15 protein-coding genes are annotated in these 13,649 nt (G+C 74.1%); 3 read left to right on the top strand and 12 right to left on the bottom strand.

Annotated elements, in window-relative coordinates:
• Nucleotides 1-4: 4 nt before the first annotated feature.
• The 7 genes from rpmF to BLU42_RS04280 form a co-directional block, all read right to left on the bottom strand.
• A complete protein-coding gene (gene rpmF / locus BLU42_RS04310) occupies nucleotides 5-196 on the bottom strand; it encodes a 50S ribosomal protein L32 (RefSeq protein ID WP_091079348.1) in 192 nt (63 codons plus the stop codon).
• A gap of 37 nt (nucleotides 197-233) precedes the next feature.
• Nucleotides 234-881: a YceD family protein gene (locus BLU42_RS04305; protein WP_091073407.1), complete on the bottom strand. Its 648-nt coding sequence runs from the start codon at nucleotides 879-881 to the stop codon at nucleotides 234-236.
• 199 nt (nucleotides 882-1,080) lie between these two features.
• Complete coding sequence (locus BLU42_RS04300; protein ID WP_157719763.1) at nucleotides 1,081-1,578, bottom strand: hypothetical protein; 498 nt, start codon at nucleotides 1,576-1,578, stop codon at nucleotides 1,081-1,083.
• 133 nt (nucleotides 1,579-1,711) lie between these two features.
• Nucleotides 1,712-2,194: a pantetheine-phosphate adenylyltransferase gene (coaD, locus tag BLU42_RS04295; RefSeq protein ID WP_091073405.1), complete on the bottom strand. Its 483-nt coding sequence runs from the start codon at nucleotides 2,192-2,194 to the stop codon at nucleotides 1,712-1,714.
• Nucleotides 2,191-2,775, bottom strand: a complete 585-nt coding sequence (gene rsmD, locus BLU42_RS04290) for a 16S rRNA (guanine(966)-N(2))-methyltransferase RsmD (RefSeq protein ID WP_091073404.1) — start codon at nucleotides 2,773-2,775, stop codon at nucleotides 2,191-2,193. The genes coaD and rsmD overlap by 4 nt, the downstream gene beginning before the upstream one ends.
• The gene (locus BLU42_RS04285) at nucleotides 2,772-5,117 is read right to left on the bottom strand and encodes an ATP-dependent DNA helicase RecG (protein ID WP_231918431.1); all 2,346 of its coding nucleotides are present in this window, start codon (nucleotides 5,115-5,117) and stop codon (nucleotides 2,772-2,774) included. Before BLU42_RS04285 ends, rsmD begins: the two co-directional genes overlap by 4 nt.
• A 25-nt stretch (nucleotides 5,118-5,142) precedes the next feature.
• Nucleotides 5,143-5,631, bottom strand: coding sequence for a hypothetical protein (locus BLU42_RS04280; RefSeq protein WP_091073403.1), 489 nt, complete (start codon nucleotides 5,629-5,631; stop codon nucleotides 5,143-5,145).
• Nucleotides 5,632-5,757: 126 nt separating this feature from the next.
• Here BLU42_RS04280 and rpmB point away from each other — a divergent pair, with 126 nt between their 5' ends.
• On the top strand, nucleotides 5,758-5,946 hold the full coding sequence (gene rpmB / locus BLU42_RS04275) for a 50S ribosomal protein L28 (protein WP_091073402.1): 189 nt from the start codon (nucleotides 5,758-5,760) through the stop codon (nucleotides 5,944-5,946).
• Between the two features lie 115 nt (nucleotides 5,947-6,061).
• Here the strand turns inward: rpmB and BLU42_RS04270 are convergent, their stop codons facing one another.
• A complete protein-coding gene (locus BLU42_RS04270) occupies nucleotides 6,062-7,699 on the bottom strand; it encodes a ribonuclease J (protein ID WP_091073401.1) in 1,638 nt (545 codons plus the stop codon).
• A 172-nt stretch (nucleotides 7,700-7,871) separates the two neighbouring features.
• Between BLU42_RS04270 and BLU42_RS04265 the strand changes: the two genes are divergently transcribed.
• Nucleotides 7,872-8,507 carry a hypothetical protein gene (locus BLU42_RS04265; RefSeq protein ID WP_197680612.1) on the top strand — a complete coding sequence of 212 codons (636 nt, stop codon included), beginning with the start codon at nucleotides 7,872-7,874 and terminating at the stop codon, nucleotides 8,505-8,507.
• A gap of 18 nt (nucleotides 8,508-8,525) precedes the next feature.
• On the opposite strand, the gene BLU42_RS04260 is transcribed toward BLU42_RS04265, so the two are convergent.
• Nucleotides 8,526-9,980, bottom strand: a complete 1,455-nt coding sequence (locus tag BLU42_RS04260; protein ID WP_091073400.1) for a sugar porter family MFS transporter — start codon at nucleotides 9,978-9,980, stop codon at nucleotides 8,526-8,528.
• Between the two features lie 229 nt (nucleotides 9,981-10,209).
• Here BLU42_RS04260 and BLU42_RS04255 point away from each other — a divergent pair, with 229 nt between their 5' ends.
• On the top strand, nucleotides 10,210-10,761 hold the full coding sequence (locus BLU42_RS04255) for a GNAT family N-acetyltransferase (protein ID WP_091073399.1): 552 nt from the start codon (nucleotides 10,210-10,212) through the stop codon (nucleotides 10,759-10,761).
• A 109-nt stretch (nucleotides 10,762-10,870) separates the two neighbouring features.
• On the opposite strand, the gene BLU42_RS04250 is transcribed toward BLU42_RS04255, so the two are convergent.
• The 3 genes from BLU42_RS04250 to BLU42_RS04240 all read right to left on the bottom strand — a co-directional run bounded on the left by BLU42_RS04250 (nucleotide 10,871) and on the right by BLU42_RS04240 (nucleotide 13,591).
• Entirely contained in the window at nucleotides 10,871-11,605 is a 735-nt protein-coding gene (locus tag BLU42_RS04250; RefSeq protein WP_091073398.1) for an LmeA family phospholipid-binding protein, read from the bottom strand.
• The gene (gene dapB / locus BLU42_RS04245; RefSeq protein WP_091079333.1) at nucleotides 11,602-12,339 is read right to left on the bottom strand and encodes a 4-hydroxy-tetrahydrodipicolinate reductase; all 738 of its coding nucleotides are present in this window, start codon (nucleotides 12,337-12,339) and stop codon (nucleotides 11,602-11,604) included. The genes BLU42_RS04250 and dapB overlap by 4 nt, the downstream gene beginning before the upstream one ends.
• Before the next feature lie 76 nt (nucleotides 12,340-12,415).
• A complete protein-coding gene (locus BLU42_RS04240; RefSeq protein ID WP_091073397.1) occupies nucleotides 12,416-13,591 on the bottom strand; it encodes a hypothetical protein in 1,176 nt (391 codons plus the stop codon).
• Between the last annotated feature and the right edge of the window lie 58 nt (nucleotides 13,592-13,649).

Here is a 13,649-nt window from a genome sequence, read left to right as displayed (position 1 = left end):
GTCGTCAGGACTCGAGGACCTGGCGGCGGTTGGCGCGGGGGCCGTAGGACCCGCAGCTCGGGCAGGCCGTGTGCGGCAGGTGCTTCTGCCGGCAGGCCGGGTTCGCGCAGGTCACGAGGGTCGGCGCGACGGCCTTCCACTGCGACCGGCGGCTACGCGTGTTGCTGCGCGACAGACGCCGCTTCGGGACAGCCATGGTGCTTCTCTCTTCTCGTCTTGCCGGATGCCCCGCGTCAGCGGGACAGTTCCTCGCCCTGCGATGGGCCGGGTCGATTGTACGGATGCGGAGCGGCTTGCTCCACCCCGTCGGGTGCCGCGTCGGCAACGTCGTCGAGGTCGAGCGCGCCGAGGGCCGCCCAGCGCGCGTCGACGGCGTCGTCGTGGTGGTGGCCGGGGTGGTCGTCGAGCCGGACGCCGCAGGTCGGGCACAGGCCCGCGCAGTCCGGCCGGCACAGCGGCTGGAAGGGCAGGTCGAGCACGACGTCGTCGCGCAGCACCGGCTGGAGGTCGACGTAGTCGCCCGACAGGACGCTGACCTCGTCCTCGTCCTCGTAGCCCTCCTCGCGGGAGGCGTCGTGGACGAAGAGCTCCTGGACGTCGACGTCGACCGGCGCCCGCACCTCGGTGAGGCAGCGCACGCACTCGCCCACGGCCTCCAGCTCGGCCGTGCCCGTGACGAGCACGCCCTCGACGACGGCCTCGAAGCGCAGGTCGAGCTCGACCGGAGCGCCCTCGGGCACGCCGATGACGTCGTTGCCCAGGCCCGCCGGCGCGGGCACGCTCGTCCGCACCGTCGTCATGGCCCCGGCGCGACGGCCGAGCGCGCGGACGTCGAAGACCAGCGGCGAGCGGGGGTCGACCGGGTGCTGGGACGGCTTCATGGCACAGCTCCTTCTGGTCGACCGGGCCCAGGGGCCGCGGCAAGGACGTGGGAGGGGCGCCGGGAGCGCCCTCGTCGGGCCGGCCCGCGCGTGCACGGCGGGTGGACCGACCTTCAACCTTAGCGGGGCCTCCGACGCGGGCCAACTTGCGCGGACGTCGGCCCGCGGTGGACCCTCTGCCGATGGACGGGCGGGTGGTTCAGCCGGCGTTCGGCCGCGGACGGGCGGCGTCGAGGCCGCTGCGCTCGGCGAGGCGGGCGCGGGCGGTGTGCACCTGGCTGGTCGTCTTGTGCAGCACCGACTCGAAGCTCGCCATCCGCGAGTCGATGAAGACGTCGGTCTCGTGCCGCAGCGCCTCGGCCTCCGCCTCGGCGTCCGCCCTCACCTTGGCCGCGATCTCCTCGGCGACCTTGACGACCTCGCTCTGGCGCGCCAGCTCGGTCGCCTGCTCGCGGGCCTCCTCGACGATGCGCCCGGCCCTGGCCTCGCCCTCGGCGATCGCCGACTGCTTCTCGTCGATGACCTCCTGGGCGCCGGCGATCTCGTCGGGCAGGTGCGCGACGACGTCGTCGATGGCGTCCAGCACCTCGCCGCGGTTGATCACGCACGAGGCCGACATGGGCATCGAACGGGCGTTCAGGACGAGCTGGCGCAGCTGCGCCAGCTTCTCCTCGGCGGTGGCGGTGGTGGTGGGCATGCTCACCCTGCTTTCCTCGATCTCCTCGTGCGGTCGGCGCCGTCCCCCGCACGCCTCGCGGGGTCTGGTGGACCATCCTCGCGGGCGTCCAGCATAGGCACCGGCGACACCTGGTCGCCGGACTGACGGGCCCTCAGGACCCGGCGCGCACCTTGGCCCGGGTGCGCTCCGCGACCAGCGGCGGCACGAGGGCGGAGAGGTCCGCGCCGTACGCCGCGAGCTCGCGGACCCGGGTCGAGGAGACGAAGGACAGCTCGGGCGACGTGGCGAGGAAGAGCGTGTCGACCCCGCTGAGCCGGCGGTTCAGCTGCGCCATCTGCACCTCGTAGTCGGTGTCGGCCGCGCTGCGCAGCCCCTTGCTCACCACGGTGATCCCGCGGCTCGTGCAGAAGTCGACGAGCATCCCGTCGAGCAGCTCCACGGTCACGTTCGGCCAGGGCGCGCAGACCTCGCGCAGCATGGCCACGCGCTCCTCGGCGCTGAACAGCGAGCGCTTGCTGGCATTGCGCCCGACCGCCACGACCACGTGCTCGACCAGGGCGGCGGTGCGGCCGATCACGTCGAGGTGGCCGAGGGTCACCGGGTCGAAGGAGCCGGGGCAGGCGGCGGTCGTCATGGGCCGACGCTAGCGAAGTGCAGCACGGTCTCGCCGTACGCACGCGTCCAGCTGTCCCCCACCGCGCCGGGCCACGTCGGGGCGGGCGTCCGCGAGGACCGCTCCAGCACGAGCAGGCCGTCGGGCGCGACCCAGCCTTGGGCCAGGAGGTCGGCGACCACGGCGTCGAGCCGCTCGGCCCCGAGCGCGTACGGCGGGTCGGCGAAGACCACGTCGTACGCCCGGTCGGCCACGGCGCGGGCCAGCGTCTCGACCGCGCTCGTGCGGACGGAGGCGGCCAGCCCGAGGTCGCCGGCGTTGCGCCGCGCGACGCCGGCGGTGCGGGCGTCGGACTCGACCAGCAGCACCGGACCCGCACCCCGGCTCGCCGCCTCGAGCCCGACCGCCCCGGAGCCGGCGTAGAGGTCGAGGACCGCGAGGCCGGCGAGGGACTCCTCGACGGGGGCGGACGCCGTGCCCGACCACGAGGCCAGGGCCGAGAACAGCGCCTCGCGCACCCGGTCGCTGGTCGGGCGCGTCGCGTCCCCGGGCGGGGTCTGCAGGCGGTGACCCCGCCGGCTGCCGGCGATGATGCGGCTCACGTGCGCTCCAGCCAGTCGCCGGCGGCCTTGCGCTCGACGTCGGTGACGACGTCGGCGAGGCCGGGGTGGTCAGCCAGCTCCGGGTCGGCCACGCAGCGCTCGGCCAGCCCGCGCGCCGCGTCGATCAGGTCGGCGTCGTCGAGGACCCGCAGCAGCCGCAGGCTCGAGCGGCGCCCGGACTGGCTCGAGCCGAGGACGTCGCCCTCGCGGCGCTGCTCGAGGTCGACCTCGGCGAGGGCGAAGCCGTCCCGCGTCGAGGCGACGGCGTCGAGCCGGTCGCGCGCCGGCGTGCCGGGCACCGCCGTGGTCAGCAGCAGGCAGACCCCGGTGTGGCCGCCGCGGCCGATCCGGCCGCGCAGCTGGTGGAGCTGGGAGATGCCGAAGCGGTCGGCGTCGCAGATGACCATGACGGTGGCATTGGGGACGTCGACTCCCACCTCGATGACGGTGGTCGCCACGAGCACGTCGGTCTCCCCCGCGGCGAAGCGGGCCATCACCGCGTCCTTCTCCTCGCTCGGCAGCCCGCCGTGCAGCATCTCCACCGCCAGCCCGTCCAGCGGCCCGGCGGAGAGCTCGGCGTAGAGGTCCTCGACCGCGACGGCGGGCGGCGCGTCCTCGGGCTCGAAGCCCGCCTCGTCGCCCTCCTCGAGCGCCCTGGCCCGCGCCGCCGCCGAAGGCGGGGGCGTGGAGGAGATGCGCGCGCAGACCACGTACGCCTGGTGGCCCGCGGCGACCTCCTCGCGGACCCGGTGCCAGGCCCGGTCGACCCAGGCGGGCTGGCGGCGGACGTCGACCACGACCGTGCTCACCTCGGCCCGGCCGGCCGGCAGCTCGCTCAGCGTCGAGGTCTCGAGGTCGCCGAAGACGGTCATGGCGACCGAGCGCGGGATCGGGGTCGCCGTCATCACCAGCACGTGCGGCCGGGCGCCGGAGCCCGCGACGGCCTTGGCCCCCAGGGCGGCCCGCTGCTCCACGCCGAAGCGGTGCTGCTCGTCGACGACGACGAGGCCGAGGTCGGCGAAGGCCACGTCCTCGCTGAGCAGCGCGTGGGTCCCGACGACCAGGCCGGCCTCGCCCGAGGCGACCCGGGCCAGCGCGTCGCGGCGCCGGGCCGCGGGCAGCGACCCCGTGAGCAGCACGACGTCGGTGGAGTGCTCGGCCGCGCCGAGGGTCCCGCCCTCGGCGAGGTCGCCGAGCATCCGGGCGATGGTCTGCCGGTGCTGGGCGGCGAGGACCTCCGTGGGGGCGAGCAGGGCGGCCTGGCCACCGGCGTCGACCACGGCGAGCATCGCCCGCAGCGCCACCAGGGTCTTGCCCGAGCCGACCTCGCCCTGCAGCAGGCGCTGCATCGGGGCCGTGCCGGCCAGCTCGGCGAACAGCTCCTCGCCGATCTCCTGCTGGCCCGCGGTCAGGCGGAAGGGCAGCCGGGCGTCGAACGCCTCCAGCAGGCCGCCCGGTCGCCGTGGACGCGCGATGGCGCCGTGAGCGGCGGCGTCGGCGCGGCGCCGGGCCATCGTGAGCTGCAGCGCGAAGGCCTCGTCGAACCGCAGCCGGTCGAGCCCGCGGTGCTGCTCGTCGCGGGTCGTGGGCTGGTGGACGCCGCGGAGGGCCGAGCCGAGGTCGACGACGCCCGCGGCCTCCCGCACGCTGTCCGGCAGTGGGTCGGGCAGGCCCTCGACCGAGCCGAGCGCGAGCCCGACGCAGGAGCCGATGGTCCAGGTCCGCAGCTTGCCGGTCTGGGGGTAGATCGGCACCAGCGCGCTGCCGGCGATCGCGGCCATGTCCTCGTTGCGGGCGGCGCCGCCGATCACGGCGCCGTCGTCGCCGAGGATCACGAAGTCCGGGTGCGACAGCTGGAAGGCGTTGTTGAAGATGCGCACCTTGCCCGCGAACAGCCCGCGCGCCCCGACCCGGAGGTCCTTCTCCCAGTAGCGGATGAGGTGCGGCGCGCCGAAGAAGGTGAGGGTCAGGTAGCCGCGGCGGTCGGTGACGACCACCTCGAGGCGGGGCTTGCGCCCGGTGTGCTGCCCCGCGGAGGGCAGGTTGTGCGCCCGGACCGACCGCACCTCGGCGAGGACGGCCACCTCCTCGTCCGGCTCCAGCGTCGAGAGGTCCGACAGCTCGGTGCCGGCGAAGTAGCGACGCGGGACGAGGTGGAGCAGGTCGCCGACCGTCCGGACCCGCAGGCCCTCGAGCTGGGTCGCCGTCCGGCCGCCGACGACGGTGTCCAGCCGGGCGTCGAGCCGGCGGAAGGTGGGGGTGCGCCAGGCGGCGTCCGCGGGGCGCACGTCGGTGGCCGACGCCTCGGCCCCGCTGCGCCCGGTCCTGCTGCGCCCGGCCACGGGACCACCGTAGAGGGCGCCTACGTCACGAGTGCGTCACGAGCACGACGGCGAGCACCCCGAGCACGACCCACACCGCCGCGAACAGCAGCGGGACCGCCCGGAAGAACAGCAGGCCGCGCCGCTGGTCGGCCAGCGCCGCCGGTCGTCCCGGCACCCCGTGGTACGGGCCGTCGTCGCTCCGCCGGCGGGCGAACAGCTGGTCCTGCACCGCGGTCTGGGCCAGCACGATGCGTGCGGTGGTCACCACCCCGGGCAGCGCCAGGAGCGCGAGGAGCAGGCCGAGGGCCGCGAGCACCGGCGCCGCGACGCGGGCGAAGGCCTCGCCCCAGCCCGCCCCGTTGCTCATGGCGGCCGTGTAGGCGATGGTGAGGAAGGCCTCGGCCGCGAGCAGCGCCCCCACCCGCTCGTGGAGCAGCCCGAGCTCGAAGCGGGTCTCGTCGCGGAGCCGGGCGAGCCGCTCCTCGTCGGGCACGGCCTGCCGCGCCTGGTGCGCCTCCTCGCTCGCGCTCATCGCCGCAGTCTCGCTGATTCGACCGGTTCCGGCGACGTCGGGTACGCTGAGGAAGTTGCCCGGACCGCCAGAGGCGTCACCGGTGCTTGACCTTAACCAGATCTTTTTGTGCGGGAGTGACTTCACGTGGCTGCGGTGTGCGACATCTGCAACAAGACCCCCGGCTTCGGCCACAACAAGCCGTGGTCGAAGAAGAAGACCAACCGGCGGTGGGACCCGAACATCCAGACCGTCCGCGCCGCGGTGTCGGGCCGCGCCAAGCGCGTGAACGCCTGCACCTCGTGCATCAAGGCCGGCAAGGTCGCCGCGGGCTGACGCCCGCACCCTGATCGGACGACGACCCGCTCACCCCTCGGGGTGGGCGGGTCTTCGCGTCCCTGCGCGCACGACCCACGGCCCGGGCCCGGAGACCCGGGCCCGGGCGCACCCGTCAGGTCTGGATGACCACCGGCACGATCATCGGCCGCCGACGGAGCGTGTCGTTGACCCAGCGCCCCATCCGCCGCCGGATGACCTGCTGCAGCTGGTAGGTGTCGTCGGTCCCGTCGGCCAGCGCCGCCTCGAGCGCGGTGACGATCTGCGGGCGGACGGGGTCGAACACCGTGTCGCCCTCCACGAACCCGCGCGCGTGGATGTCGGGACCGCTGACGACCTTGCCCGTCCGGGTGTCGACGACCGCGACGATGGACACGAAGCCCTCCTCGCCGAGGATCCTGCGGTCGGTCAGCGCGGCCTCGGAGATGTCACCGACCGTGGCGCCGTCCACGAAGATGTACGCGGCGTCGACCTTGCCGACCACGGAGGCCTTGCCCCTGTGCAGGTCGACCACGGTGCCGTCCTCGGCCAGGATCGTGCGCTTGCGCGGGACACCCGTCTGCACCGCGAGGTCGGCGTTGGCCACGAGGTGGCGCGCCTCGCCGTGGACCGGCATGACGTTGCGCGGCTTGACGATGTTGTAGCAGTAGAGCAGCTCGCCCGCGCTGGCGTGGCCGGAGACGTGGACCAGGGCGTTGCCCTTGTGCACGACCTTGGCCCCGAGCCGGGTCAGCCCGTTGATCACGCGGTAGACCGAGTTCTCGTTGCCGGGGATCAGGGAGCTGGCGAGCACGACGGTGTCGTTCGGCTTCAGGTCGATCACGGGGTGCTCGCTCGCGGCCATCCGCGAGAGCGCCGACATCGGCTCGCCCTGCGAGCCCGTGCAGACGATGACGACGTCCTGGGGCTGGAACTTCTCGATGTCGCGCATCTCGATGAGCGTGTTGGCCGGCACCTTGAGGTAGCCGAGGTCGCGGGCGACGCCCATGTTGCGCACCATCGAGCGGCCGACGTAGACGACCTTGCGCCCGTGGGCCACGGCGGAGTCCAGCACCTGCTGCACGCGGTGCACGTGCGAGGCGAAGCACGCGACGATGACGCGCTGCTTGCTGCGGTCGAAGACGCGGTCCAGCGCGGGGGCGATGTCGCGCTCGGGGGTGGTGAAGCCGGGCACCTCGGCGTTGGTCGAGTCGACGAGGAACAGGTCGACGCCGGCCTCCCCCAGCCGCGCGAAGGCCCGCAGGTCCGTCAGCCGGCCGTCGAGGGGCAGCTGGTCCATCTTGAAGTCGCCGGTGTGCAGGATGCGCCCGGCCTCGGTGCTGATCGCCACGGCGAGCGCGTCGGGGATCGAGTGGTTGACCGCGACGAACTCGAGGTCGAACGCCCCGACCTGCGTCTGCTCGCCGTCGCTCACGACGAGCTCGACGGTGTTGCGGAGACGGTGCTCCTTGAACTTCTCGCGCAGCAGCGCGAGGGTCAGCCGTGAACCGATGAGCGGGATGTCGGGACGCTGCTTGAGCAGGTAGGGCACGGCGCCGATGTGGTCCTCGTGCCCGTGGGTCAGCACCAGCCCGACGACGTCGTCCAGGCGGTCGGCGATCGCGCCGAAGCCGGGCAGGATCAGGTCGACGCCGGGGTGGTCGTCCTCGGGGAACAGCACGCCGCAGTCGACGATCAGGAGCTGCCCGTGGTGCTCGACCACGGTCATGTTCCGGCCGATGTCGCCGAGGCCGCCGAGCGGGGTCACGCGCATCGCGTCGCGTGCCAGGGGCGGAGGGGTCTGCAGTCGGGTACCAGCCACGACGCTCGACCCTACCGCTCCCGGACGAACCTGAGAGTTCGACGGAACCACGGTGGCGCGCCGGCCGTTGCGAGAAGATAAGGGGGTCCACAGGGTCCGTCTGCTCGGGGGTTCAGGCGGCCCTGTGGATCCCTTCTCCTCCGGCGGCTCGTACGGTTCGCTGATGGCCCTGCGTTGGTCGCACGACCTCGGACCCGCGGACTGGCTGCTCCGCAGCCCGGTGCCCTGGACGCGGCTGGTGGGGCTCGGGCCCGACGGCTTCGCCGCGTACGCGCGGCTGCGCTTCGTCCCCGACCCCGTGCGGCCCGGGCAGTCCGAGGCCGACCAGGACCTGCCCCACGACCGCCCGAGCGACCTCGACCAGGCCCGGCGGGCCCTCTCCGTGCTCGCGGGCTTCACCTCGACGCCGGACGACTGCTGGTGTGCGGTCTGGGAGGGCTACGGCGGCAGCATCGCCATCCCGCCCGCGCTGCCCCTGCTGGACCTCGTCGACGCCGAGCTCGGCTCGGTGCGCCGCTACGCGCTCCTCCACGGTCGGCTGGACGACCTCCAGGACTGGGAGCGCGACGTCGGCGACGGGCTGCTCGTGCCGCCCGCCTTCGTCTGGCCCACCGACCACCGGTGGTGCCTCGCCGCCGACGTCGACCCGCACTGGGCGGGGGTCGGTGCCGAGGAGGCCGCGGTGGCGGCGCTCCTCGGGACCCCGGGTCTCGACGTGGTGCGGACGGACCCGGCGCAGACCCAGCCGTACTACTCCTGACCCTCCCAAGCGACGGGCTCAGAAGTCCTTGGGCTTGAAGCGGCCCTCGCGCAGCCGGCTCTCGATACCCTCGAGGCTGTGCCCGGTCAGCTCGGGCATGCGCAGGAAGACGAAGATCCAGGCCGCCACGTTGAAGCCGGCGTAGACCCACATGGTCGGGCCGACGCCGATGCCCTCGATCATGGTCAGCACGGTCAGGGTGATCAGCATGTTCGTGGCCCACAACGTCATCGACTGGGCGCTCGTGCCGGCGCTGCGCACGCCCAGCGGGTAGATCTCGCTGCCCGTCAGCCAGCCCATCAGCTGCAGCCCACCGGCGTTGAAGAACATGAACACGACCAGGCAGGCGACGATCAGGCCGATGTCGCCGCGGCCGCTGTGGCCGGTGACGAACAGCGTGCCGAGCACGGCCAGGGCGAGCGCGGCGCCCGGGACCATGATCAGCGTGAGCCGACGGCGCCCGACCTTGTCGACGATCGTCAGGCCCACGATCATCATCACCAGGTAGGTCACGCCCAGCGCGAGGCTGACCCGCAGGGCGGCGCTCTCGGAGAAGCCGTTGTCGGTCAGGATCGTGGGCGCGTAGTAAATGATCATCTCGATGCCGCTGAGCTGGGTGAAGACGGCGATGCCGCAGCCCACGACCAGCGCCGGGCGGACCCAGGGCTTCCGCAGACCGCGCCAGCCGCGGTTCTCCCGCCCGGCGGAGCGCTCCTCCTCCTCGAGGCCCACGATCTCGTCGAGCTCGGCGTCGAGGTCGCTGCCGTCCTCGCGCACGCCGCGCAGGGCCTCCCGGGCGTCGTCGCGCCGGTCGGCCTTGACCAGCCAGCGCGGGCTCTCGGGCAGCCGAAGCATCAGGACGAGCATGATCGCCGCCGGCACCGCGGCGGCTCCCACCGAGACGCGCCAGGGCGAGGCCTCGCTGGCGCCGACCAGGGTGGCGAGCACGATGCCGACGCCGATGCCGAGCTGGAAGGTGAGCACGAGGCGTCCGCGCTTGCGGGCCGGCGCGAGCTCGGCCACGTACATCGGGACGACCTGGGTCGCGCCGCCCACCGCGAACCCGAGCACGATCCGGGCCAGCGAGAGCGCCGTCGCGTTGGGGGCGACGGAGCAGAGCAGCGTGCCCAGCACGAACACCCCGGAGACGATGAGGATCGTCTTGCGGCGGCCCTGCCGCTCCGAGAGCTGGCTGCAGGTGAAGGCGCCGAGCACCGCGCCGAAGAGAATGCTGGCCGCGATCACCTGCTCCATGCCGTTGCCGGTCTCGAAGTCGCGCCGGATCTGCAGCAGCGCGCCGGAGATGATGCCGGTGTCGTAGCCGTACAGCAGCGCGGAGATCGCCGAGACCACGGCCGCCATGAGCATCCGCCCGGTGAGCGCCTGGGAGACGCCGGAGGCGCCGTCTCCCTCGGTCTGCTGGGACTGGTCGGTCTCGTCGGTCTGGTCGGTCCGGTCGGTCTCAGCCGCCATCGGGTGCTCCTCGGGGTGCCGACGCCCGCCGGTCGACGGGCCCCGCCAACCTAGGGCGGTGCCGCCGAGGTGCTCCAGGCGGGTCGGGACGCGAAGAAGTCGGCGCCATGCCTGCTCGGGGGTTCAGGTAGGGCGCCGACTTCGACCAGGACATCGCGTCGGTCGCCGGGGTCGTTACGGCTGGTGCCGCGTGATCTGGACCACACCGGCGTCTCGGTAGCATCACCGCGTGCCCGAACCCCAGCCCGTCGCGGACTCCGTACGGCTCGCCTGGCCGGGCGAGGCGTCCGCGGTCGCGGCGGTGCAGCGCCGGGCCTGGCTCGACCTGCCGCCGGAGCTCGGCGGCGCGCTGCTCGCCGAGGTCGACGAGCCGGCCATGGTGCGGGCCTGGGAGCAGGTGCTGGCCCGTCCGGCCGACGCCCGCCGTCGCGTCCTCGTCGCCGTGGCGGGCCAGGGCCGGGTGGTGGGCTTCGCGACGACCGGCCCCTCGGACGACCCGGACGCCCGGGCCGGGGCGGACGGCGAGGTGGACCAGTTCTGGGTCGACCCGCCGGCACGGCGCCAGGGCCACGGCTCCCGCCTCCTGAACGCCTGCGCCGACACCCTGCGGGCCGACGGCTTCGCCCGCGCCCGGTGGTGGGTGCTCGCCGGTGACGTCGAGCTGCGCCGGTTCCTCGCCGTGGCGGGCTGGGAGCCCGACGGCGCGAGCCGCACGATCGGCGCCGAGGACGGCTCGGTCACGCTCGAGCAGCTCCGCCTGCACGCGGGCCTCGGGGCGTGACCTCCTCCTCGTCGAGCGGTAGGTTGCCGCGCCTCGTACGACGCGTCGGACGCGGAGACCTACCGCTCGGCGAGGTGTGGCCGGTCCGGGTCGGCTGCGTCCGGTCGGCTCAGCGCCGGATCGGGACGTCCGCGCCCGTCAGCCCCACGTGGAGCCCGTCGTCGCGGGCGTCGACCGAGCTCACCTGGAGCTCGAAGGGGATGCCCTCGAGCGGGATCGGGCGGACGACGGCCTTGATCAGCTGGTCGGCGACGACGTCGGGCAGCGTGTAGCCCGCGACCTGGATCGTCGGGTCCGACAGCGTCACGGTCTGGGCGGCGACGTCGAGCGCGAGGCCTCCGGTGACCGTCGCCTTGACCGTGAGGCCGTAGAGGCTCTGGTCGGCCTCGATCCGGTAGCGCCCGTCGCCGGCGTACGTGAGGGGCACGCCGGCGACCTGCGCCAGCGCGGCGTGGTCCACGAGCGCGGTCCCGTCGGCGCGGGCGACGTTCATGGTCCTCCACCAGTCGGTGGTGGTGAGGTCACGCAGGGTCAGGTCCACGTGCGCGACGGGCAGCGCGGCGCCGTTCGTCCGGCCGACGTCGTCGGCCACCACGTGCACCTCCCGGAGGCGCCGGGCGACGACCTGGGTCAGGAAGGGACGGCCCTCGATCTCCACGCTCGGCAGACCGGGCGTGCCCAGCTCGCCCTGCAGCGTCGCCGCGACCTCGCGCTCGACGCGGCGGTGGGCGTACGCGTCCCCGGCGTAGAACAGGCCGGCGAGCACGGCGGCCACGACGACGAAGACGATCGCGAACCGCGCCCCGGCCGCCCCGCGCTCGCCCCGCGGTCGGCGACGGCTCACGTGAGGCCCAGCACGGACTCGATCCCGACCGTCAGGCCGGGCCGCTCGGGCAGGGCACGGACCGCGGCCAGCACCCCCGGCATGAAGGAGACGCGGTCGAGCGAGTCGTGGCGGATCGTCAGCGTCTCCCCCTCCGAGCCCAGCAGCACCTCCTGGTGCGCGACCAGCCCGCGCAGCCGGACGCTGTGCACGGCGATGCCGTCCGCGCGGGCGCCGCGCGCGCCCTCGAGCCCGGAGGAGGTCGCGTCCGGCGGTGCGTCCAGGCCGGCCGCCGTGCGCGCGGCGGCGACCCGGGCCGCAGTCGCCGCCGCCGTGCCCGACGGCGCGTCGGCCTTGCCGGGGTGGTGCAGCTCGATGATCTCGACGCTCTCGTAGAAGGCGGCCGCCCGCTCGGCGAAGTGCATCATCAGCACTGCCCCCACCGAGAAGTTGGCGGCGACGAGCACCCCGACGCGCGGGTGGTGGCCGAGCAGCTCGTTCACCCGGTCGAGCCGCTCCGGGGTGAAACCGGTCGTGCCGACCACGACGCCGATGCCGTGGCCCACGCACCAGGCCAGGTTGTCCATCACGGCGTCGGGGTGGGTGAAGTCGACCGCGACGTCGGCACCCTCGGCGCCCGACCGGTCCTCCCCCGCGTCGAGCGCGGCGACCAGGTCGAGGTCGTCGGCCCCCTCGACGGCCCGGCAGACCTCCGCGCCCATCCGACCTCGTGCGCCGAGCACGGCGACCTTCAGCGTCACGTCACTCCTGGGCTTCGGGGATCTCGGGGACCTCGGCGGGTCTGGCGCCCAACCTAGCCGTTCGCCCCCCTCACCCCGGCCGGGCGATCGCGGGCGCCGTGCCCACCAGCGGCTCCGCGGACGGCCCGCCCACCCCGGCCGCCGTCGGCGTGGCGCTGTCGAACCCGAGGTCGGCGAAGTCCTCCGCCAGCACCTGCCGCACCTGGTCGAGCTGGTAGCCCAGGAAGCGCTGGTTCTCGCCGTGACCGCCCTCCGGCTGCTGGGCGGCCCACCAGTCGTTCACCGACCCGCCGAAGACGAAGGTCCGGTAGACGTCGGTCTTGAGGCGGCGGGCGTCGTACGCCTCGTCGAAGCAGACCAGCAGCTCGGTGCTGATCGGGGTGCGGAAGAAGCTCGAGGCCGGCTCCGCGGAGCTGCTCGGCTGACCGAACGACGCCCGCCAGAGCTCCTGGAGGAAGGTCCGGTCGGGCTCGAGCGACTGCCCGTCGGCGGTGGAGACGAAGGCCGAGGAGACCTCGATCCCGCTGCCGGAGAGCCGGTCCCACCAGCGCGCGCCGACCTGCGTGCGTCCCTCGTGGCGCAGCGCGACCGGCGCGGCGCCGAGGCGGCGGATCGCGTCCAGCGGCACGCCGTACATGTAGTTGGAGAAGTAGTTCCAGTCGGCCTGGCCGAGCCGCGCGACGTCCTCGGGCCAGATCGAGAACCCCGTCCCGGACCGGCGGTAGCCGAAGGGGTGCGTCCACGCCGACCGGGGCACGTCGATCTGGTAGCAGCCCGCGAAGAGGTTGAACCAGCGGGAGCGGGGATCGGTGTAGGGGCCGGGCGCCATCCCCCGGGACCGCCCGCAGGAGAACCCGACGTTCACCACGAAGCGGGGACGACCCTTGAAGACCTGCTGCGCGACCGGCGCCAGCTCCTGGGGCTCGGTCACCCCGCAGGTGGGGTCGATGGTGATCTCCAGCACGGTGGGGCTGGACATCGTCGGGCCGAAGGGACCCCGGCGCGGCAGGACGGGCGTCGCCCAGGTGCGCCCCGCCACCGAGCCGGCCAGCGGCACCCAGCCCGGGACCCGCAGCCCGGGGAGCACCCGTGCCGCGGCCCGGGTGGACTCCAACGCCCACAGGGCGAGCCGGGCCCCGCCGCGCCGCACGCCGGGCCTGACCGGGCGCCACAGGCCCCGGAGCACCGGGCCCGCACGCAGGACTCCCCGTTCGATGACCGCCTCCCCCCGGTACGGCGTCGTCATCGTCCCCCCTCGTCGGTGTGCGGGCCCGGTCTCGAGGACGACGTTACGAGCGCGTCGC

Source organism: Microlunatus sagamiharensis (assembly GCF_900105785.1).
In the GTDB taxonomy this organism is placed as follows: Bacteria; Actinomycetota; Actinomycetes; order Propionibacteriales; family Propionibacteriaceae; genus Microlunatus; species Microlunatus sagamiharensis.
This window is presented reverse-complemented; position numbering and strand designations above follow the sequence as displayed.

What these genes read in the sequence shown, in the direction of transcription:
- rpmF (WP_091079348.1), bottom strand. Translation starts at nt 196, where the DNA reads ATGGCTGTCCCGAAGCGGCGTCTGTCGCGCAGCAACACGCGTAGCCGC.
- BLU42_RS04305 (WP_091073407.1), bottom strand. Translation starts at nt 881, where the DNA reads ATGAAGCCGTCCCAGCACCCGGTCGACCCCCGCTCGCCGCTGGTCTTC.
- BLU42_RS04300 (WP_157719763.1), bottom strand. Translation starts at nt 1,578, where the DNA reads ATGCCCACCACCACCGCCACCGCCGAGGAGAAGCTGGCGCAGCTGCGC.
- coaD (WP_091073405.1), bottom strand. Translation starts at nt 2,194, where the DNA reads ATGACGACCGCCGCCTGCCCCGGCTCCTTCGACCCGGTGACCCTCGGC.
- BLU42_RS04280 (WP_091073403.1), bottom strand. Translation starts at nt 5,631, where the DNA reads ATGAGCGCGAGCGAGGAGGCGCACCAGGCGCGGCAGGCCGTGCCCGAC.
- BLU42_RS04270 (WP_091073401.1), bottom strand. Translation starts at nt 7,699, where the DNA reads ATGCGCGTGACCCCGCTCGGCGGCCTCGGCGACATCGGCCGGAACATG.
- BLU42_RS04260 (WP_091073400.1), bottom strand. Translation starts at nt 9,980, where the DNA reads ATGGCGGCTGAGACCGACCGGACCGACCAGACCGACGAGACCGACCAG.
- BLU42_RS04240 (WP_091073397.1), bottom strand. Translation starts at nt 13,591, where the DNA reads ATGACGACGCCGTACCGGGGGGAGGCGGTCATCGAACGGGGAGTCCTG.